22 protein-coding genes are annotated in these 22,269 nt (G+C 35.1%); 19 read left to right on the forward strand and 3 right to left on the reverse strand.

The window, feature by feature from the left end; translation table 11 throughout:
- Window positions 1–197 precede the first annotated feature (197 nt).
- Window positions 198–377 carry a hypothetical protein gene (locus tag ESZ50_RS02315; protein WP_148621993.1) on the forward strand — a complete coding sequence of 60 codons (180 nt, stop codon included), beginning with the start codon at window positions 198–200 and terminating at the stop codon, window positions 375–377.
- Between the two features lie 79 nt (window positions 378–456).
- Here ESZ50_RS02315 and ESZ50_RS02320 read toward each other — a convergent pair whose 3' ends face one another.
- A complete protein-coding gene (locus tag ESZ50_RS02320; protein WP_148621994.1) occupies window positions 457–1,062 on the reverse strand; it encodes a hypothetical protein in 606 nt (201 codons plus the stop codon).
- Window positions 1,063–1,378: 316 nt separating this feature from the next.
- Between ESZ50_RS02320 and ESZ50_RS02325 the strand changes: the two genes are divergently transcribed.
- From ESZ50_RS02325 to ESZ50_RS02340, 4 genes are all read left to right on the forward strand, one after another.
- Window positions 1,379–2,101 (forward strand): DUF6198 family protein, encoded by a 723-nt coding sequence (locus ESZ50_RS02325; protein WP_148621995.1) that lies wholly within the window; start codon window positions 1,379–1,381, stop codon window positions 2,099–2,101.
- 10 nt (window positions 2,102–2,111) lie between these two features.
- A complete protein-coding gene (locus ESZ50_RS02330; protein ID WP_148621996.1) occupies window positions 2,112–2,492 on the forward strand; it encodes a VOC family protein in 381 nt (126 codons plus the stop codon).
- Between the two features lie 14 nt (window positions 2,493–2,506).
- Window positions 2,507–3,379 (forward strand): fructokinase ScrK, encoded by an 873-nt coding sequence (scrK, locus tag ESZ50_RS02335; RefSeq protein ID WP_148621997.1) that lies wholly within the window; start codon window positions 2,507–2,509, stop codon window positions 3,377–3,379.
- 80 nt (window positions 3,380–3,459) lie between these two features.
- Window positions 3,460–4,449, forward strand: coding sequence for a LacI family DNA-binding transcriptional regulator (locus tag ESZ50_RS02340; protein ID WP_148621998.1), 990 nt, complete (start codon window positions 3,460–3,462; stop codon window positions 4,447–4,449).
- Between the two features lie 35 nt (window positions 4,450–4,484).
- Here ESZ50_RS02340 and xerS read toward each other — a convergent pair whose 3' ends face one another.
- Window positions 4,485–5,675 carry a tyrosine recombinase XerS gene (gene xerS, locus ESZ50_RS02345; protein ID WP_148621999.1) on the reverse strand — a complete coding sequence of 397 codons (1,191 nt, stop codon included), beginning with the start codon at window positions 5,673–5,675 and terminating at the stop codon, window positions 4,485–4,487.
- Window positions 5,676–5,695: 20 nt separating this feature from the next.
- Window positions 5,696–6,406, reverse strand: coding sequence for a hypothetical protein (locus ESZ50_RS02350; protein WP_148622000.1), 711 nt, complete (start codon window positions 6,404–6,406; stop codon window positions 5,696–5,698).
- A 183-nt stretch (window positions 6,407–6,589) separates the two neighbouring features.
- Between ESZ50_RS02350 and ESZ50_RS02355 the strand changes: the two genes are divergently transcribed.
- The 14 genes from ESZ50_RS02355 to ESZ50_RS02420 all read left to right on the forward strand — a co-directional run bounded on the left by ESZ50_RS02355 (window position 6,590) and on the right by ESZ50_RS02420 (window position 22,263).
- Window positions 6,590–8,809: a Cna B-type domain-containing protein gene (locus ESZ50_RS02355; protein ID WP_148622001.1), complete on the forward strand. Its 2,220-nt coding sequence runs from the start codon at window positions 6,590–6,592 to the stop codon at window positions 8,807–8,809.
- Between the two features lie 519 nt (window positions 8,810–9,328).
- Window positions 9,329–9,928, forward strand: coding sequence for a TetR/AcrR family transcriptional regulator (locus ESZ50_RS02360; RefSeq protein WP_148622002.1), 600 nt, complete (start codon window positions 9,329–9,331; stop codon window positions 9,926–9,928).
- 403 nt (window positions 9,929–10,331) lie between these two features.
- Window positions 10,332–10,970, forward strand: a complete 639-nt coding sequence (locus ESZ50_RS02365; RefSeq protein WP_148622003.1) for a WxL domain-containing protein — start codon at window positions 10,332–10,334, stop codon at window positions 10,968–10,970.
- A 68-nt stretch (window positions 10,971–11,038) separates the two neighbouring features.
- Window positions 11,039–12,070, forward strand: a complete 1,032-nt coding sequence (locus ESZ50_RS02370; protein ID WP_148622004.1) for a WxLIP family cell surface protein — start codon at window positions 11,039–11,041, stop codon at window positions 12,068–12,070.
- A 36-nt stretch (window positions 12,071–12,106) separates the two neighbouring features.
- On the forward strand, window positions 12,107–14,662 hold the full coding sequence (locus ESZ50_RS02375) for a hypothetical protein (protein WP_148622005.1): 2,556 nt from the start codon (window positions 12,107–12,109) through the stop codon (window positions 14,660–14,662).
- Between the two features lie 55 nt (window positions 14,663–14,717).
- The gene (locus ESZ50_RS02380) at window positions 14,718–15,050 is read left to right on the forward strand and encodes an LPXTG cell wall anchor domain-containing protein (RefSeq protein ID WP_148622006.1); all 333 of its coding nucleotides are present in this window, start codon (window positions 14,718–14,720) and stop codon (window positions 15,048–15,050) included.
- A gap of 86 nt (window positions 15,051–15,136) precedes the next feature.
- Window positions 15,137–15,961 carry a WxL domain-containing protein gene (locus ESZ50_RS02385; protein WP_148622007.1) on the forward strand — a complete coding sequence of 275 codons (825 nt, stop codon included), beginning with the start codon at window positions 15,137–15,139 and terminating at the stop codon, window positions 15,959–15,961.
- A 196-nt stretch (window positions 15,962–16,157) separates the two neighbouring features.
- Window positions 16,158–16,541 carry a YxeA family protein gene (locus ESZ50_RS02390; protein ID WP_148622008.1) on the forward strand — a complete coding sequence of 128 codons (384 nt, stop codon included), beginning with the start codon at window positions 16,158–16,160 and terminating at the stop codon, window positions 16,539–16,541.
- A 32-nt stretch (window positions 16,542–16,573) separates the two neighbouring features.
- Window positions 16,574–17,248 (forward strand): CPBP family intramembrane glutamic endopeptidase, encoded by a 675-nt coding sequence (locus ESZ50_RS02395; RefSeq protein ID WP_148622009.1) that lies wholly within the window; start codon window positions 16,574–16,576, stop codon window positions 17,246–17,248.
- Between the two features lie 3 nt (window positions 17,249–17,251).
- Window positions 17,252–18,013, forward strand: a complete 762-nt coding sequence (locus ESZ50_RS02400) for a CPBP family intramembrane glutamic endopeptidase (RefSeq protein ID WP_148622010.1) — start codon at window positions 17,252–17,254, stop codon at window positions 18,011–18,013.
- A gap of 177 nt (window positions 18,014–18,190) precedes the next feature.
- Window positions 18,191–18,361, forward strand: coding sequence for a type II toxin-antitoxin system RelB/DinJ family antitoxin (locus ESZ50_RS02405; protein WP_148622011.1), 171 nt, complete (start codon window positions 18,191–18,193; stop codon window positions 18,359–18,361).
- A 916-nt stretch (window positions 18,362–19,277) separates the two neighbouring features.
- The gene (locus ESZ50_RS02410) at window positions 19,278–19,427 is read left to right on the forward strand and encodes an LPXTG cell wall anchor domain-containing protein (protein WP_148622012.1); all 150 of its coding nucleotides are present in this window, start codon (window positions 19,278–19,280) and stop codon (window positions 19,425–19,427) included.
- A 359-nt stretch (window positions 19,428–19,786) separates the two neighbouring features.
- Window positions 19,787–21,157 carry a hypothetical protein gene (locus tag ESZ50_RS02415; protein ID WP_148622013.1) on the forward strand — a complete coding sequence of 457 codons (1,371 nt, stop codon included), beginning with the start codon at window positions 19,787–19,789 and terminating at the stop codon, window positions 21,155–21,157.
- Window positions 21,158–21,228: 71 nt separating this feature from the next.
- Window positions 21,229–22,263 carry a Cna B-type domain-containing protein gene (locus tag ESZ50_RS02420; protein WP_148622014.1) on the forward strand — a complete coding sequence of 345 codons (1,035 nt, stop codon included), beginning with the start codon at window positions 21,229–21,231 and terminating at the stop codon, window positions 22,261–22,263.
- Window positions 22,264–22,269 lie beyond the last annotated feature (6 nt).

Genomic DNA, 22,269 nt, shown 5'->3' on the forward strand with positions numbered 1-22,269 from the left:
AATGTCTATTTTAACGCTATGTTGTAAACTGAAATCGGCCCACATATTCCTAACACAAACGCCTATACATCAGCATTTGAGCCATCTTTCTTTAACAGTAGGGCCGATGAAATTTTTACAACAATTCTTGATTGTGATTCATGTAACTATGTTGTTAAGAAGCATTTGTACCACTATCATAATGAGGGAGGTGTGATATGGGCAAATCAACTTACGGAGACTCACAAAAACGTTACGATGCAGCACATGCTGAGGTCAGAAAGGTTCAGAGGCTTCGATCTCAGGCTAAAAGGTTCCTAACAGAATTCGCGGATGAAGATGATATCGAGATTTTTAAAGAGATCATTAATGAAAGAAAAAATAAGATAAAATCTTAGTTGCGTCAAGATTGGCGCTGAGAGAGAAAAAATTCTATTCAGTGTACGATTATAAAGAAACATTATGAAACGTCACTTGTTATTTTTTTAATCCCAATCGTTTTCTAGCCTGCTCTATCGCTTGACGTGATACGCCAAATTTTTCGCCAATTTGTCGGTCGTTCAGTCCTCGAATAAAGAATTTCTCAATTTCTGAATCTTTTTCAATTGATTTCGCACTTGGTCGCCTTGTTATATGAGGAAGTCCAAGTGCTTTTAATTTATATAAAATTGTACGTTTACTTATACTAGTTAGCTCAGATATTTCTTGCACAGTATAATGTTGCGAATTCGAAGTTAACCAATTAGCTAATATTTTCTTGCTCGAAGGCATTTTGGGAAGTGGTTTAGATTCAATCGTAGAATTTTCAATTTTCATTTGTTTAAGAAATCGTACGACATCGGATTGCGAAACGGACAAGAATGAACTTAAATCAGAAATACTATAGTTCATTCTATTTCTAAGAATAAACTCCTTCCAATATACGTCTGAAATTCCTAATTCAATTCTATGCTCGTGGATAACTTTTTTTATATTTCTTATGGATAATCCCGAACTTTCACTAAACTGTTTTAATGTAAAAGTAAACGCATGTGCCAGGATGTAATCATGCCAATATTCAGGTATACCAATTTGTGTTGTCATTTCCATACCACCTAAAAATATGTGTGAGTAAAATAATATAACAATTGTACCTTAAATAGATTCCGCAATCTTTATTTCCATCCGATTATTTGTCATCGCATTGGATAGCAAAGAAATGCGTTAATATAGGTTTTTTGATACAACAACGTTATAAGAAAAAATTGTAAGATAAATAACATATACACATACTCCTAATTTGTATATGTTAATCGGTTGACATATAAAGTCACATAAGTATAATTTAAATTAATGAAAGCGCTTTTATTGGAAATATTTCAAGTTTATACTTACTCAGATGTAAAAGAAGGTGGATAGGATGCTCAATCATAGAACACTTAATCGTTCTACAACTATTTCATTCAGCCAATCAATTTTTTATTTTACTATATCTATTTTGTTAAACTCTTTTGGAAATGTATTAACTATTGTAACTAGTCAGAAAATGCATCCAGCAATCTTAGGATCTGCATACTGGACCGCAACTCAATCAGGCTTTAACAAGGCGATCTTTAACGGATCGGCAGTTATGCTTGGTTGGACGTTCTTTGGGTTTGGCGTTCTTACAGCATTACTGAATGTTATTCTCCAGGGTTACTTTGATTGGAAAAAGTTCTTTGGAAACATCGCCTTTATGGTGCCCTTTTCAATGCTCATTAGTTTTTTTGCCAGTGAGTTTTCAGGTCTATTCCCTGAGGTGCATCATCTTTTAGGAGGAATTGGATATACTGCTCTAAACTTTCTAGGGGTAATTTTTATAGCAATCGCTATTTCGATTTATCAAAGAGTAAACTTGGTATTACACCCTGCAGATGATCTGATGCAAATTCTTAGATTTAAATACTTCAAGGGTAACGCTGTAGTCGCAATGTGGGCCTCATATATTCCACCAACAATCATTGGAATTATATCTATAGTAATTTTGCCAGACTTTACCAACTACGGATTAGGAACAATATTTGCATTTATTTTCCAAGGTGGAATTACTGGTTGGGCGGACAATCATATTATTCCAGGTTTAAAACATCAACGGATTAATTAGGAGATTTATAATGTTAAAAAATGATTTTCATGGATTGCAACATATCGGTATTCCTACGTTAGAGCTTACCGAAGCTGAAAAGTTTTGGGGAAAACTTGGTTTTACTAAGATTGGTGACTTCCCAAGTGGTAACGTGATTTTTATGGAAAAAGATAAACTTGTAATTGAAACCTGGAAGCTAGATGAAGTTGCTGGTGCACCTGGAGCAATCAATCATATCTCGTTAGATGTTAGTGATATAGACCAAGCATTCATAGATGCAAAGGCTGAGGGATTTGCACTGATAGATAAAGAAATTAAATTTCTTCCTTTCTGGGAGAATGGCATTAAGTATTTCAACGTCCAGGGTCCCGAAGGTATCATAGTCGAGTTTTGTGAAATATTAAAATAAATGGGAGAAGAAATATGTTAATTGGAAGTATTGAGGCTGGTGGTACAAAGTTTGTTTGCGCAGTTGGTAATGAAGATTATCGTGTACTTGATAAAACATCATTCCCTACAACAGATCCTGAATCAACATTAAATAAAGTAATCGATTACTTCAATCAATTTGACCTAGAAGCCATTGGTGTTGCTTCATTTGGACCGATTGAATTACGAAAAAACTCTGAAAAATATGGCTACATTACAAATACACCTAAGCCAGGCTGGCAAGACGTTGACTTTGTTGGAATTTTGAGAGATCACTTCAACGTACCTATCACCTGGACGACAGACGTGAATGGATCAGCCTACGGCGAATATGTAATGTCTACATTAGCTAATGAAAAGACTAAATCGTTAGTTTATTATACTATTGGAACTGGTGTTGGAGCAGGGGCTGTAGTAAATGGCGATTTCATTGGATCTCTTGGCCATCCTGAAATGGGCCACGTTCTTGTTAAAAGACACCCAGATGATTTGAATTTCGAAGGGATCTGTCCCTTCCATCATGATTGTTTAGAGGGACTTGTTGCTGGGCCAACATTTGAGGCACGAATAGGTAAAAAGGGTGCAGATGTTGATATAAATGACCCTGTATGGAATATAATGGCATGGTATATTGCCCAGGCTGCAATGCAAACCACTCTTACTCTACGACCTGATAAGATTGTATTTGGTGGGGGAGTAATCAATGATACTCTAATGGATAAAGTTAGGTCCCAGTTCTCAGACATGATGAATGGGTATATAGATATTCCAAACTTAGAACAATATCTAACTCGACCATTAATTAAAGACAACGGTTCTGCTAATCTAGGAAACTTTGCATTAGCTTATCAAGAACTAAAAGCATAAGTATACAGCCTTTAGAATTTATCCTCCTGGTTATATTCTGAGGGCATTTTTGTGTAAAATAGATTGTGCGGAGGACTACTATGCCAACAATAAAATTAGAAGATGTTGCTAAACTAGCAGGTGTATCAAAAACAACTGTATCGCGAGTTTTGAACCATCGAGGGTACCTAAGTCAAGCAACTATTGATAAAGTAAATTCTGCCATTAACGAACTTGGATACCACCCAAATATAGTTGCTAGACAGCTTTTAAAGACTAAAACAAACTTAATTGGTATTTTATTGCCAACCATATCGGACCCATTCTTTGGTGAGTTAGCAAGCCTGTTAGAGAAAAAACTGTATAAAAAAGGCTATAAAGTGATAATTGGAAACTCTACAAATGACCCAGATAAAGAGATTGATTACCTTAATCAATTACTTAGTAAGCAAGTTGATGGTCTGATCGTAGGAACCCATAATCAAAATATCCCTGAATATAAGCAAAAAAATTTACCAATAGTAGCAATTGACCGTATTGTAAATGAAGATATACCAATTATCGAGTCGGATAATTACGATGGAGGGAAACTGGCAACTGAACGGTTAATCGAGAATGGCGCAAAGCGAATCATTCATACTAACGTATCTCAAAGAGAAAGCCCAATGCAAAAACGTCGTTTAGGCTACGAAGCAGTTATGGAACTAAATGACTTAGAGAGTAAAACATACATTATAGATTTTGATATACCAACTACCAAAAAATTAAATTTACTAAACCAAATTTTCGTAGAGAATCCGAATATTGACGCAATATTTGCCGGTAATGATACAGATGCAGCATACGCCATGCAAGTGGCTCAAAAGCGTGGTATTTCAATACCTAAAGACCTATTAATCATCGGCTATGATGGTACTGAGTTAATGCGGAACGTGTTACCTCAACTAACTACCATTGTGCAACCGTTAGATGAAATGACTGAACTTGCCGTAGATTTACTTGAGTCACGTATGAATGGTAGAGATACGAGACATGAATATATATATCCCATCACTATTTGGGAAGGTTCCACAGACAAAAGAACAAATTAAAAAAGTATCTTTATTATTTAAATAAAGATACTTTTTTAAATTAATTCATTTACTTTTGATGCACTATCTTCATATACGCTTATAGAAGGGAACGAGTCATTGGATTCAGCATTAAGATTAGCAACAACATCGCTTATCTCTCCATCAAGTATGTGAGTGTACTTTGTCGTAGCAGACGTAGTCGATTGGCCTAATGCATCAGCAACGAGCACTATATTTGAAGTGGCATTATACAGCTCAGTAGCAAATGTATGGCGTCCCTTATGAGGCGTCGAAGGGCGTCCAAACGCCGTGGACCACTTTTTCCACATTCGTTGTACAGCGCTCACTGTAATTCTATTGGCATGGTCATCAGTGCGGGAGAATGCTAAGAATAACGCTTTTTGCGATTTTTGTGGATTATATCGTGCATTTCTAATATCGAGATAATCTCGTATATATGGAATTGCCCATTGTGAAATAAATGCAGTATTAGTAAAACCACCTTTTCTTAAAACTCTAATTTCTCCACCATTTTTCTTGAACTCAATAGCGTCAACGTCAGCGCTTACCAATTCATTTACACGTATACCTGATCCTAGAATTAAAGCAAATATTGCAAGGTTTCGTTCGATGTCACGTTTATATGTTTTCTTTTGTTGAGGCTTCATATCCGATGATGCAGGGTACCTATTTTTTGCCCAATCTAGAAAATCGAATTTTATATCTCCAAGAAACATTTGCCGAACTAAATCTTTATTTCTTTGATTACCTTTAGCTTCTTTATCTTTCAGTAATCCAGCTTTCTTAAAAGCATTCCTATCAAAATATACGTCTCCATCAATTTCAACATCTTCAGTTAAATATCTATATAAAGATAAGAGTGCGGATAATTTATTGTTGATTGTTTTAGTTGTTAGGGTATTGTCGGCATTTTTTGCGCTTGCAGCATTACGAACATCACCATAAGTACTTTGTCTTGGACGTTCACGCAGATAATATTTATAATCATTTGCCGTATTTTTATCTATATTGAGGTCTTTCGGTTTAATATCTTTGATTTTCGAATAATCTAGTACACCCGACTCCAGAAGCCAAGAAAAGAATTCCCTTGTTGTTTTGAAGTATTGATATATCGTGGCATAAGATATTTCATTGATAACTAGTTCTCGATTCCAATCTTTCATAAATGGCGGAAAAACGGAGAGCATTGTTTCAACTTGCTCTTGATATTGTTCTCTGTTCATTAATACACTCCTAAATAGTCCTAAGCATCATAACTTTCCAAAAATTCTAAAACGTTTGGTGTTAATTGCTCTAGTGTTATTGGCAAGTTCAACATGGCAGCTGATCTCAAACGTTTCTTTTCATCTTCTGAAAATGGAAATGATTCAAATTCAGTATTACTAACCAAATTTTTCACTTTCGATAATAGAACCACCTCGGGTTTGTATATATTGCTGTTAGCTGTAGCCTTGAAATAATTCTCGAAATTCTTTGATTTAGTCTGAATTTGTTTGTAAAAGTTCAATACCTTTTGAGTTGATACTTGCGTATTTGTTGATAGATTAGAAAGCCTTCTATCGTACTGTTTTGCTTTGAAGTCTTGAATATTAAGTATACTTTTTAATGCAGGAATACTTTGAGGGTGTTTCATTAGTTCTTCGATCTTGGTTTCGATTTTGAGTAACGTATTTTCATACCTATCAAGTTGTCGCTGATCCAATATATATTTTCCAAAGCCTCTAAATATTCTTTTAAATGTCATCCAAGAAGGGGATATATTATCACGTAGATTAATTCTTTTTTTCAAAAAATACATATATTGATAATCCATATTACCTAAATCGGCAACTTCACGAGGAGTATTGACCGTGAAGCACTTCTGAATATATGCAAGTAAGTCATGATATGTTTGTATCAATTCTAATAGATCTGTATCGTTAGAGAAATCCTCGTGGCTTAATGACCTGATCATACTTCGTGCTCCAATAAATGTTATTATATTTTAAATTATAACATAGCGTTAATATTTTAGCTTTAACGCTATTATTACATGGCCTTTTTAAAAATAATTGCGTTTAATTCTATTTTATTACGGGAGTATAATTAATTACAATAAGTTAGTTTATGCTATTTCGTGATTTTTTGGAGGATTACAATGGGTAAAATAAGGAAAATTTATAAGTATTTCTTTTTGCTTGCGGTCATTATATTCGGGGCATTCGTAAGTATCGTGCAAGTTCCGTCGATTGTGGCATCATCTAGTGATGATCCTGGTGTAACAATAAGCGCCCCAGAAAGCATTAGTTCGAGTGGATTGGTCGATTTAAGTGTTAAGTTAAGCTCCTCATCTGGAAAATTGAATAAAGATGGGTCAGTTCTCATAACAATACCTAAATCAATTGTTGCTGATACCTCACAATTGGCATCTAAAATTAATTTGACAGATCCATTTTACTTAGCGTCACCAGGAAACAAAACCGACGCAAACGGAAACTATATTTTGCAAGTTAAATATGATGCTTCAAAAATTGATCCAACTGAAGCTGTTGGATATACTTTTACAATTGAGTTTAATGCCGTATATTTTAAAGATCATTCAATAGTTGACCCTAATTTGACGTTTAGTGCTGATTTAAGTGTAGACAATCAAGTTGTAAGTAAGGATAGTTCCACCTCAAAGACGGTACCAGCTCAGACAGGTAAGCCAGCATTTATCAAATACAGTAGTTCACCAAGTATTGAAATGAATGGCCAACAACAATTTGTCATGTCACCAACTGATTCCCAGGCTAATCAATTTGTAGTGATTGTTAATTATAACAAGCAAAGTTATGATAACCTTTCAGTCAACGATAAACTGCCTGCAGGTTTAAATTTGGCCGATTCATATAGTGTGTTCGGTAATTCTTCAGGAGATAGCAGCAATATAGATCATTTGAAAATCTATAAAGTACATTTTGATGACAATGGGAATATTGCCTCAACTGAATACGTCACATCTCAATTTAAAGATAATATTTCAGTAACCGATAATGCATTAAATGTTCACTTTGGACAGGTAGGAGTGGATGACGCATACGTAATTAGTTATGGAGCATCTGTAAATCCAGGATATGATACTTCAAATTTTGGTACCCAGTATAATAATGCAACCATGTTAAATGGTTCAGATACATCATATGAATCAAGTGTTCCAGTTACGATGCATGAGTCAATCTCAGGAGCAACTAGCTTACAAAAGTCTGTGGACCGTCCACAACTAGCAACTAATGCTTCAACATTGATTTATACATTAACTTTAAAGAATATGAGTGGTTCATTGAAGGCAGGTACTATTGTAAGCGATCCTCTGCCTGCTAACGTTTCCTATGAAAGTACTATTCAAAACAGCGGCTTTAGCGACGCTGAATATAATAAGTCATCCAATGCAGTTTCCTACAAACTGAATGAAGACATTCCAATGGGACAAAGTCGAACAATTAAGGTCAAAGTTCATTTCAATAACCCTGGAGCTAATTCTGGTGATATTATAATGAACCGAGCAAGTTATACGTATGCTGGGGCCACTATTTATAGTAATGACGCCACCACATTGCTAAAGGGTTCTGCGATTTTGACAAAGAAAGATGTGAAAAATGATACACCTCTAGCTGGCGCAATATTTAAGCTAGTCGACGCTAATAATCAGCTTGTGAAAACTAATTTAACGACTGATAGCGATGGAAATGTTGACTCTGGATTATTAGCTCCAGGTGAATACTCATTTATCGAAACTAGTGCTCCAGAAGGTTATGCATTGGATCCAACACCCAATCGCTTTACAGTCGTTGACGGTCAATCTACGACTGTAAAACTAGTAATGTATAACAGCGAGAGTATTAACATTAACGGAAAAAAGACATGGGTTGATGGTAATAACGCAATGGGTGTTCGCCCAAGTACAATTAAAATTAATTTGTTTGCTGACGGTATGCTACAGAAGTCTCTGAGCGTGAGTGCAAAGACAAACTGGGCATATTTTTTCAACGGAGTACCGAAGTATGACAGTAAGGGAACAGCCATTAAGTATGACGTTAGCGAAGATAGCGTGGACGGGTATAAAAGCACTAAGAATGGCTATAATTTTACTAATATGCTAATTCCAAGTGGACTTACACCAAATACCCCAAGTAAACCAAAGAAGCCAGCTATACCGTCTGTATTTGAAAATAAACCAAAGCAAAATATGGCAAAAAATCCGTTTACGTACAATACGCAATCGCATACTACTCACGCTGAAGAACTACCTAAGACCGGCGTAAACGGTGAAGTATGGTTGTCAATAATTGGAGTAATATTAACGGCTGGACTAATCGTTTATCTACGTTGGCACTAAAAATAGTCTAAAAACGACTACACTATTGTGTAGCCGTTTTAATTTGTTCTGAATATTTTATTAATGCGTGAAAATGCACAATAATTATGTGAATACCTTTAGTTAGATCCATATATGAATATACATTTATAAAACATTTTGGGTGTATTTCAGATAACAAGAAATTGGGAGTAATGCAAATTAAATAATGAGTAGAGTATGGCGTGTTTTAGTGGCAGTGGAATTATTCTCTATTATCACTTTTGGGAATGCTTTGGTTTTTTAATGGCCAGCAATTGTTATACGCTGCAGTAGACGGACAACGAAGAATAACTAGTTCGACAAGTAAATACGATTAAGAGGCTTGCCCATCTTGATAGGTACAATTTAGCATTTACTAGGGGTTAGCACAAATGCAAAAAAACAACCTTACATTTTTGTAAGGTTGTTTTTTTTGTATTGGCACTATACTTTAGGCAGTGAGAGATTTCATGTTGGTCGAATAATTCTTATCTTCAAATTGATGATAAGAATTATTTTATGGGTGAACAATCAATGGGGGACTGGAAGTTGAGTGATGAAGTTAAACAGCGAATCTTGGATTCGGCGCGACAATTGGTAGTACAAAATGGTTTTTCTAATTTATCTATAAGCAAAGTTGCACACGAGGCTAATATTTCTAAGAGCCAAGTTTATTATTATTTTATTTCTAAACTTGATTTAATTGGCCAAATGATAGACGAACAAATTGAAGAATATATGTTCGTCAAAAATTTAATTGACGATGCTGATAATGTGTCTGAAAAAATTGAGATATTGTTTAGTTACATTAAGAAGCCGCTTAACGATATGAATGATATTTATACGAACGGATCAATGTTGTTACATTTTGCTGTAGAAACTGTAGGTGATGACCCAGTATTGAATGAAAAGAATAGAAAGCTTGGGAGGCTGATTTTTGAAGATATATCTTTCTTAATAGCAGTAAGCAATATATTCTCAAAAAATGATGATGAAAATGATTACGCGAAAAAAGTATTGGCAATGATTTTAGGCGCGCTTGTAGTTGATCAAGTCCTTGTTAGCCAGGTAGCTACTAAATACATACAGGATGAATTGACCATAAAATTAACAAATTAGATGATTATGAATATGGGGATAATTTTTCAAATTATCCCCATATTTTCATTTTTTAATTTAGGCTGAACGTAAAAAAATATGATTATTTTGTATATTCATTGCACTTATTTTGTAATTTATAAAACGACTGTTCGGTCGTTCTTTAATATTTAAATTTTACCACAATGGTTATTAATTGTCATTGCATGATAAAGTATTAATACTTGCGTATATATTTTATTCATGCTATTTTTTTAAAAATTATTAAATTGATTAACTAAATCGCTGTTAGGCACCTTTATTATAACATTTAAAAGCCTAGAAATTCACCTTAAACAAAACTTGAACAAATGTTCTAACAATGCTATAGTTATACCTGTAGTATGTTACTTACATAAAGTTATTTAAAGAAGAGGGTAGGGTTATGTTTAGTAAGAAAATGACTGTTTTTGCTTCTGCAATCGCACTAAGTACTGTCGCTGTTACTCCAGCAGTATTGGCGGATACATTGACATCAACAGGTGATGTATCATTTACAGCACCGACAGATGTAGTTCCTCCAGTTAATCCTGGTGATGGTGATACAGGTACTGGTTCAGCTGGTGATTTGGTAATTTCAACTATTCCTAATTTGGAATATGGAACGCATGAAATTTCTGGAAAGAACGAGACTTATGATTTGACTCGTGACAACCAATTGCAAGTTGCTGATCGTCGTGGTGCTTCTGCAACAACTGGTAAGGCACAAGGATGGACTGTTTCTGTTAAGGCTAGCGATTTTTCAAATGGAACGAACACGTTACCAGGCGCTTCAATTAACTTTAACAAGGGAACTGTTGCGGCTTTAGCTGGTGAAACAGGAAATGCACCAACAGTTGTTGCAAATAGCGTTGATTCAACTAAGGGTGCTACACCAGTATTTGCCGCTGCTGTTGATCAAGGTCTTGGTCAATGGGGTGCAAAGTTCTCAACTAGTGATGTTCAGTTAGCTGTTCCAACGCAAGTTGCTGGTAACTTTAAGTCAACACTTACATGGTCAATCGCTAATACTCCAAATGCATAAATGGGGCTGATCATTTTGAGGAGAGAAGCCCCAGCTTCTCTCCTTTTTTAAATAAGAAAGAATAGTTTATGAAAATCAAAAAAAACTTAATGACACTGTTATCCATTATTAGTTTTATCGGCATTGGATTTGCTCAAGGTTCAAATGTGCATGCGGATGATAATCCTGGTCAGTTCAGTGTAAAGGCAATTATCCCTGATAATCAGGTTGATAAAAATGTGACTTATTTTGATTTATTAGTTACGCCTGATCAAGAAGAAACTATCGAGTTTGAAGTACAAAATCTTGCTAACAAGGATCGGACATTTGATATTAATGTTAATCCAGCAATTACGAGTGACGGTGGCACAATTGATTACAGTCAAAGTAACGCTAAGTTGGATAAAACGATCCCCTTTGATGTCCGAAAGTATCTCAAGTTAGATCAAACAAAAGTAACTATTAAGGCAAATTCGACTGCACGAATTCCAATTAAAATGTCCTTGCCTTCAAAGCAGTTTGATGGTCGAGTGTTAGCTGGTGTGAATGTTGCTCCAGAAGATAATGAAAGCTCAAGCAGTTCAAGTTTGAATAAGTCAAATACTGGAACTACGATTGAAAATCGACTAGCTTATACCCTTGCTATTGTATTACAACAAAATACGAACAAAGTTGAGCCTAATCTTAATTTAGTTTCAGCAAATGGTAAAGCATACAACAGTAAGCCATATGTAACGATGAACTTTCAAAATCCTTCAGGAACGATCATTAATGATCTAAAATTTTCAACGAAGCTTTATAAGGATGGAAAGTTGTACATTAAAAACGATTCAAATCCATTCCTTGTAGCACCTAATACCAATTTTAATTTACGTCTCGATTTGAATGGGCATACATTAGAAGCTGGCAAATATTCAGCTGAAGTAACAGCAAAGAATAGTGAACATACTTGGAAGTTTAAAAAGTCGTTTACCATTTCAGATAGTCAAGCTAAGGACGTAAATCGGAATACTGTTTACGATACTAATAGTAATCGCTGGTGGATCTGGTTAATTGTAATTATCGTGGTTGGTGCAGCTGGTGCGGGTGTATATATTTATATGAAACGGCGTAAGAAGTAAATTCAAATTTTGAAATAACTTCAGAGGAGGAGGAGCATGTTTAAAAAAAGAAATATCATACTATTTTTAGTTATGATTATTGGTCTCGTTTCCTTGCCGAGTCAGCAAGTACATGCGGCTTACACAAGTACTGGGTGGGATTATACTAATATTCCTGCTGGGTCAAATGGATCGAGTTACGATTCTGTGAACCCAAAAGATAATTTATATGCAAACAGTGTTGGAGCAGTTCCTATTAGACTGGCATCTGGAACTACTCCAACTGCTAGTTTTACATATACACCAGAAGATGCTTCAAAGGATCCATGGTACGGCGGAAATATAAAAATCGGATGGCAAGGAATTGTTAGTGCTGATATAACACTAGGTACTGTTCTTAATATTTGGAATGGACTAGGTTTCGTCGCTAATGTAAATCTACCAGAAACAATTTATTCTGGAGATGTTCAAGATTCAATTAATAACGCTGCAGTACCGCCAGTGATAAATATTGCGGGTGTTGATGTAACACTGAGCGGGCAGAATTTTGTCCCCATTGGTCCACATACGCTTAGATTAACGCTAACTAAAAATAATATTCAGGGTATTGCCGGAAAGTTAGTGGATATAGCCAGTAAAAATATTTTTAATTTAAATAATTTGCCGATTAATTTTTCTATAACTGTCCCAGTTAAAGACATAACGAAAAATGGAGCATGGAACCCAGCTACTAAAACTTACTACACAGGCGCTCAAAAGACATTGACACAAAATAGATTCCCGCCAATGGTGGGTAAGACTGATGAGTTTAGCGTTGATTTTTATGGATATGATGATATTCGGGAAGGTGGAACAAAGGGACCACTAGGTTTTAATATTTTTGGAACTGGTAATTTGTATGCAAAATTAAATGCTGATAATACATTTATGTCTAAGAATCGAGTCTACCCGACAAATCCCATAAAATCTTGGGATCAATATATCTCTCCATCAGATAACACTGGTTATTACAATACTGCAACAACCAGCGAAACAGTTGATGGATCAAACAAGGAAATTTCAGACTTTAGTTTCACGAATAACTATTTGCGAAACTATAACTTGAATTTGGATGTGTTCAACGGTACCTGGGATCAGGTTAATCAAAATACTCCGTCGCGTTTTGATAGAATCGTGAATTTCTTTACTCAAAAGAGTACAAGTGGTGGAACTGTTTCTCACACACCAACGACTGGTGGATCAATTGGTTCAACCTTGCCGGTCCAATATACTGGTAAGGACTCAGACGGAACAACTCTTTCACCAGTTCAAGTAAACGTTGGGGAAAAATATCAAACGTCAGACATAAAGGCGAATGGAGTAACTACTTATGGCGCCTTCAAGAGTGGTTCTACACCAACAGCAATACAAAGTAATAAACCAACTCAGTTGAGTATATCTTGGAAGGCACCTTCGCTTAAATCAGGTAAGATTGTGTACTCTATTGTGGATAATAGTTTTCAAAATAATGTACCTGAGACAACCTTCGTAAGTAAGATTTCAAATACGGCTGATACAGTTAATACTTATCAAACAGTAACTGGTACGATTCCTGGTTTGAAACCTGGAAATTATGCTGTAATGTTCAAAATTGTTGACGATGACTATCCGACTCAGAATGCATATATGTCAATTGATAATTCTGCATACTTAGCTTCATTGGATACACCGAAGTTTGATGTAAGTAACATAATTACAAATGAAAGAACGAATGCAAGTGATAGTAGCAGCATTAATGCATTATGGGGCGATACTATTGATGAGAAAGTAAAGTATTCTGTCACGGATACCGGACAAAATACTCTTAAAGATCAAACTTTGACAATAACAACTCCTAAGAATACTTCATTTGTAGCTGATTCATTGTCTATCAAGGTAAATGGTAGTTCAGTTGATTTATCAAGCGCTGACTATTCAAAAATCTCCTCAGGAATGAACGTCACATTGAATGGTGTGACATTTAAATCGGGAGATACTGTAGATATCGCTTACAAGTACAAGGTTGGAAATGTTTCCAACCAGACTATTAATACAATTCCGGTGGTGTTTAACGCCAAAGCTCAATTTACAGATGCAAGTGGTGCAAGTAATTATACAGACCTGCTTCCAATTACGTCTCAACAAATGGCAATCAAGCTTCCTGCAGAAGGTCTATTGTTTGTAAGTGCTCCAAGTTCATTATCTTTTGGAACAGTAAATCGGCCATATCAAAGTACTGATTTCCCAACTATTAGTAAAAATCTACAATTTGTAATTAACAATACTATGGTAGGAACGGCTAACAGTAATTGGCAGTTAAGTGCCACGCTCTCTCAAGAGTTCCATACAAGTAGCGGACAAACATTAAATTCAGAATTTGCAAATCTTACTTATAATGATGGAAAGTCAACATCGACAATCAAAAATGGCCAAACAACGCCAATTTATAACGGTAGCGGCAAGGGAGAGCAGACATTTAGCTTGGACAATCGTTTTAAGTTGCATGTGGATCCAAATGGTTTGAATCTAGGACTAACAAATGATACCTATACAAGTCAGATAACATGGAATTTGAGTAATGGGCCAACAAGTTAGACCTAAATGTGTAATTTTGCATGGATTTAAGTGTTGAAATATTTGGGAGGACAATATGAAGTATAAGATTTTCGGCTTAGGCATGGCGCTTGGGTTGGCACTGGTTCTTCAAACTGGCTATCCTGGCGTCAAAGCAGATAACGTTGACTATTCAACGAGCGGAGATGTTGGTTTCGTGGGGAAGTATCCTGAAAAAAACAAAGATACTGAAATCAATAATCGCCTTAGTCCGTACTATGGTAGACAGAACTATCAAAATGGTCATCCAGTATTACCAAACACAGGTGATGTACCAATAACACAGAATATCTTAATACCAGCAGGGGTGTTAAGTATGGGTATTGGTTTATTAATATTTAAAAAACGTTGGTTAAGTCGAAGTAGTTAAGCTTCTTAACTACAGAAGGATGATATTCTTCTAGACTTAAGTCTATTACTTGGTTACTTTATATACATTTTTAGGAGAGAATGATTATGCATAAAATTATTACCTTGGCATCAATTGCTACATTAGCCACACTATCACTCGGTACTGCAGTTGCAATGGCCGATAACGTTAATAACTATACTTCTAACGGTCAAGTTGGGTTTGTAAGCTCAACGTCTACGGTTAATCCTACTGATCCTTTGGATCCATCAAATCCAAATCCTGGGACACCAACAGATCCTACTGATCCAACAAAGCCAGTTCAACCTGGCACAAGTGGTCCACTGTCATTAGACTTTGCATCATCACTTGATTTTGGAACTCAAAAGATTACAACTGATGATCAAACTTATCAAGCTGCATCACAAGGGTTCAAACAAGCTGATAATTCAATAACCTATAGTCCTGACTATGCACAAATTACGGATAATCGTGGAACATTTAAGGGTTGGACTTTGTCAGTTGCGCAACAAGGTGATTTTAAGACTGCAGGCGGTGCAGCTTTGACTGGAGCGAAGGTTACACTTGGTGGACAAACACACTCAACTGCCGCAGATCTTGATGGATCAGTTACGAATGCTTCAAGTACCACGTTAACACCAGACGGCGCAAGCATTAACCTTATGTCCGGTGCTGCGGCTGATGCAGGCAAGACTAATGGAACATCTGGAACTCATTCTTTGGTCTTTGGAGATAAGTCATCATTAAAGACGGACCAAGTTAGTTATAAGTCAGATGATACTACTGTAGCGCGTCCATCAACTGATAGTGCGGTCACACTTTCAGTACCAGGTGCAACGCCTAAGTTGGCTGAAACTTATACAACTACGTTCCAATGGACTTTAGGAGATACACCATCTGTAGTTAAGTAAAACAATAGAAAAGGACGTTTGCTTTATCGCAAGCGCTCTTTTTTATTTAAGATGATTAAGCTAAATCGAATTCTAACACCTTGAAAATATAATACTAACCTTACCATTTTGTAAGGATTAGTATTTGAATTTTGTCTTACAATTTATTAGTAAAGTTACAAGGGAAACTTTACTAATAAATTTAGGGGATAGAACAATGAGTAAAGGTTTGAAAATTATATTATCAATTTTAGTAGTTATAGTGGGTTTGAAATTTGGTCTCGATTTTGCTTTAGACAGCTATTGGAAAGCGAATTATGGTGGACCTGCCTATTATACGAAAATCACCAGCAGTACTCCGTTTAATAAGAAGCAGTATGAGGATGGAAGTGGTAACTATTATGAGTATAAAGTTGAAGCTATTAATGCAAGTGGAAAAGTGAAAGAAATAAATTTCAATGAATCAATGGATCGACCTTTAAAAGTAAATGCGTATATTAAATTTGTGGTTAACAACAAAAAGGGAGTGACAGAGTGGAAGTCTGTGAAATTGTCTGAAATACCTAAAAAAATACAAACAAAGGTTGACAGTGATAAATAGTTTAACTTAGTTAAAAGAATGAGGATCAGATTATGAATGAAAAAGGTTGGAGTAGAGAAGATTACTTATTAGTAGTGTTATTTCCGATATTTATTTTTGCAGGAATTGTTGCGAAAAAATTTATTACAAATAGCCCATTATTATTGAGTTCAGTTGGCTTTATTTTGAGTAGCTTAATATTTGGACTAGTAATATATTTTCGGAGAAATTTGTTAAGAGAAGATTGGGGAAAATTTAAAGAACATAGGCTTAGAAATTGGGGGTATATCGTCTTAGCTGTTATTGTATTCGAAATCATGCAGACAATAACAAGTAAGGTACCCAATGTCGCATCAATTCAAGTACTACCGATTACTTCGTCAAATACTTTAGGCATCTTAATGGGGGCGGTTGGTTCTATAATGGCGCCTTTCTCTGAGGAAGTTATATTCCGTCATGAATTGGTTTACAAATTTAGGAATAGTAATATTTTGACTTTGATTGGTATGATTGTATTTTCGGCTTTATTTTTCGGACTGGGCCACTTTATTTCCGGTGATAGGTTGAATTCGCTTCTAGCCTTATCACTAACTGGTTTAGTACTTTCTTTAATTTACCTGCACGTTAAAAATATTTGGGTAACAATTTTTGCCCATTTTATCTGGAACTTCTTTCTCTCAGCTACAGTATTAGCTGTGTATATCTTGCAAGTGCCAGCGGGTAGATAGATTATGGAAAGTGTCAAAAAAGGATCATGGAGTAGATTATTAATATTTTTTATTTTTTATCTAATGCTCTATTTAATTGTAGGCTCAGTAATTGCTCAATTATTTGGTGTTCCTCATAATCTATTAACGATAACTACCCAAACGTTAGTGATTGGTTATGGTTTAATCTTTGGACATGTAATTATTAACAGAAAAATTTCATTCATACCGAATAAATCTCAGGTTTTACGGAGTTTTCCTCTGTTTTTATTTACCTTGGTACCTATGGTAACGGATCTTTTGTTCAGCAGTCAAAACAGAATGAATTTTCCAGAATTCTCGAAAGCATTACCAAGTGCAATTTTTGCAGGTGTTTCTGAAGAATTAATTTTAAGAGGCATTATATTAGTTGCTCTAATCAACTTATTCAGAGATCGTCGTTATTCTAATCTGATTAGCATAAATTTAAGTAGTATGGTATTTGCACTCTTGCATTTACTAAATCTCTTTTCTTCATCATCTAGTTTTACAATGACTGTAGGGCAGGTTATTTATGCGTATATGTTGGGAGTATTTTTAAGTGTATTGTTCATTTCTAGTGGATCTCTATTAATGCCTATAATTAGTCATATTTTGATTGATTCTACAGCGTTTTTAGAACATGATTTGCCCATGAGCAATTTAGTCCTCTTTATACTTATGTATGGTCTTATCCCGATGGTAGCCGCATTAATTTTAAAAAAAGAAGAACTTTTACAGAACTTTAACCAGAAAAATCAACCTTAGTAATTTTAAATGGCAATATCGAAAGCCTACACAATGTTCTGAGAAAGCTTTTAACACATAGATTAATATGAAAATATCTAAAAAAAATTTTGTGCAATTCACGGAGCTTAAATATTGCATTTATATAAAAATTAGAATATAATAGTATATGTAATAAAATTAAAGGGAGTTAACAAAATGGCAGAAAAATTGATTCAATTACGTATTGATGAGGATATTAAAAACAAATCAGATGAAATATTCGCAAAACAAGGTTTAACTACACAAGGAGCAATTAAAGTGTTCTTAACACAGGTAGGAAACACTGGTTATTCGCCATTTGATAATCTATTCCGCCCAAAAAATTAATATACACTGTAATTGGGTTCACGGAATAGTATTATTCATAATCTTACTAGGTTGATATACACTTAAAGACAGCTTCATGTCGAAATTTATGGTTGATATTGAAAAAAATTTCATCAAAAAGCATCTTAGTTAGATTGGAAATTCGAATATAGTCAAATAGGGTAATATAAAAACACTAACAAGGCCAGGTGAAATAGATCACCTGGCCTTTTGTTTAGTAAGTGTGGACGTCCCAAGTGAAATTAGTTAGTCGTTTTGTGAATCACAAAATATAATACTGGAAATTTGTGATCCAAGTATTATACCTTAAAAACTCTGAAATTCTGCCATATTAACAAAACGTATTTATAATACCGCAAGCTAAACGTTAAAATATAAATATTTAAGATATTTGATGAAGATAATCAAGCAATAAAGCCCGATCAAAAGATGAATTCTTGGTTGTTGCTACAGGGAAATAAATTTATAGGCAACGTTCTAGCTAAGAGTTATACATTAGGTTCTATGCAAAATAACTTTACAGTTCCTGACAAGAAGTTTTCTACTAATTTATAACTTCAAGAGTGAGTGGTAACATTGCGGAGCAAGTACTTGGATTAACGATCGCTATGTAGATGCGTTTGCCCAAATGCAATTAATGTTAATTTATTTGTCAATGGTATTCCGCAGACACCTTTGGGCGTAAATCTAGTAATACCCGGGCATATTTTTTCGTCGAATTACCAAAGTATGACAGTAAGGGAACAGCCATCAAAGATAACGTTAGCGAGGATATCGTGAACAGGTTATAAAAAGCACTAAGAATGGCTATAATTTCACTAATACGCTAATTCCAAGTAGTCTTACACCAAATACCCCGAGTGAACCAAAGAAGCCTGATGTACCGTCTGTATTTGAAAATAAACCAAAGCAAAATATGGCAAAAAATCCATTTACATACAATACGCAATGGCATACTACTCATGGTAATGAACTACCTAAGACCGGCATGAATGGTGAATTATGGTTGTCATTAATTGGTGTAATATTAACGACTGGGATAATAATATATAGTCGCCGTTATTAAAGTATTTATAACATAAATTTAAAAAGGGTCGCACAATAGTGCGGCTTTTTTTATTATCCATTTAACACAATGATAAGAATAGATTCATACTCGTGTGTTGATATTTAGATAGATGTATCTAGTTACTTATTGATAATGTATTACAATTACTCAAAGAAAAACTTAATTAACTAAGTTTTGATTCAGATTTTTACCTATATTTATGATATACAAACGGTTATAATCAATATAGATCTTTAGCTTACTGAAAATTTAAAGACTTATTCTAAGAATTTATTAGAATAAATAATAGAACAATAATTAAATATTTGTGTGAGTATTAGCTTTGACGTAAATGCAACTATTGAAGGAGGGTTAAAATGAAATTGTTTAAATTAGGCATCATTGGAATTCTTTTTTGTACCGCTATGTTTGGAAACTCAAAAGTAAGTGCTGCTGAGTCTACATCTGAACAGACTCAGCAGGCACAAGATGTAGTTGCTCAAGATAGAAGATTAGTTAGTGAAAATTTTGGAGGAATGACCGTTTATCGTTCAAAACTAGAATCATCTGATCCAACGGATACTTCTTTCGATATACAACAAGCCACAGATGACTACCAAATTAAACCGAAATATTTACGCTCCATCCCAGCAGACAAATATCCGAATGCGCTGATATTTGGGTCAGTAGTGAAGCTGGACATGACTGGCTTCTATGAATTTTTTTCTACGGGCAGCGATGTTAAAACACTTAAAGCCTACACAGCAGAGTTTGATGCAAAGGGAAATTTATTGAAAGTAACTCCTAATGAAGAAGGTAAAACAGTCTTATTGTCGGGCTTACGCAGTTCTGATTCTGTCGCGAGAGCAAAAAATGTCATTGAAAAGTATTGTACCCTCCATAATCTTTCTTTAGCTGAATACTATGACAAAAATAAAGAAACAAACCCAATGATCCAAGAAATCGTTGAATCTGGTGCATCTGAAGTCACTGTGCGGGCCAATGAAGATACGAATAATTATACTTTTAAATTGAATTATGTTGATGTTGCAAAAGGAGGGGATCTTTCGTTTGATCTCCATTCTGCTCAAATGAATCAGTATACTAATTCTTTGAATAGAAAATACGCGAAAGTATCCGTCAATGAGAAATATCTATCAGACGGGAGGATCCATTCAAATGAGTATGTTATCATCTCAGGACGAACAGTGAATGATCTAGTCAATTTATTTAGTGATGTATGGGTTGATTACTTACAGGCTAATCAGAATGCAACACTCACTGGTACTAATATACCAGTTGAAACGAGTCAAACAACAGAAATATTGCCCCAAGAGCTTCAGCCAGGAACACTTCTTTCAAACGGAACAAATGGCACCTTTCTAAACGAATTAGGAGCCGCAAAAAAATATATTAGCGGAAATACAAAAGCTGCACAGTTTGGATTAGCGGACGGGACTGATTGGGATACCCTTGGCAAAGCTGGTACCACCTTTCAAAAAATTACCAATTCAACTGGAACGACAGATTCTGCTGGAATAGCCGTATCGCCTACCCAAAAAGGGTACGCAGGATTAACAACTTACAATGCACTAATCTTCGATCCAGCAATGGGAGCAAAGCGAGCTTCTGAAAAGACTTACTTCAGCGGCATACCGAAATTATCAGTAGATGCTTATCATTACGATTTTAGTGTAGAGTATCCAGCGGGCAATATTGTTGACCCTAGGCCGCCGGCTAACCAGTGAATAATAAGCGAAATTAGACTGTAAGCAATCTTTAACTAAGTCTATAATTCATAAAGAAAGTTGGAGATAGAATGAAAAGAAAAATAGCTTCTGGTGTATTCCTGATGTTTTTCGCCTTCATCGGGTTGATATTCAGCACGCAAAGAGCTTTTGCAAGTACAGACTTAGATCAAGCAGTCGCGGCTTACAATAAAGGCGAAGGAACCTATCAAGAGCGTCTAGATACCTATGATAAAATTGCAGGTATGCTGAAATTTGAAATACAAGTTGATAGAGACAGGTTGCAACAGGGTATCAGTAACTTGACTGTTTCAGGCGATTTAACAGAAGATGATCCTGTAATTAATACATTGAACGGTGATCTGGACAAAGACCTGAACAAGCTCTATGGCTCCTATAAAGGGAGCTCACTAGAAGTAATCGATGGATTATCTAGTCAAAAGAAAATCGATTTTTATAATGATTTTGTGAACCTATATAACCAATTTTTGCAAAATAGTTTGACCAGTAAGTATGACCAACTAGTGGATTATGCAAAGGCAGTAAAAAGATTAAATACTGCCACTTATCCATTTCAAGATAACAAATCACAACAATATCTCAATCAATGGGACACACCGCTTTTTGCTACGAAAGATATTCCTGATTTACCCTCAACTATTACACCGATAGCACTAACACCACCAGAGCAAGACAATAAAGTGACCATTAATGTTCTAAAAAAATGGCAGGATAACAATGATAATAATCGGCCGAAGGAAATTGTGGTTGTACTAACTTTGCCAGGTAAAGAAAAGCCAATTGCATCAATAACGCTATCTAAAAAAAATGAGTGGAAAGGTAATTTTAAGGACATACCAGTCAATGATAAGTACCAAGTAAAAGAAGAAAAAGTTTCGGGTTATAATGTTTCTTATTCGGATCTAAAAAAAGTCGATGATCAGAATTATGAGGTAACCATTACGAATACTGCTGTAACACCGCCTAGTCCTGATAGAGATGATAGCTTACCTAAAACTGGTTATAGGCTAACTTTGTTGCTTTCAATTGTTGGAATAATTTCAATTATCACTGCAATAAGTCTTAAAAGGAATAAAGGAAATTAACAATTA

Origin of the sequence: Weissella muntiaci, assembly GCF_008107635.1 — a bacterium.
Lineage (GTDB): Bacteria > Bacillota > Bacilli > Lactobacillales > Lactobacillaceae > Weissella > Weissella muntiaci.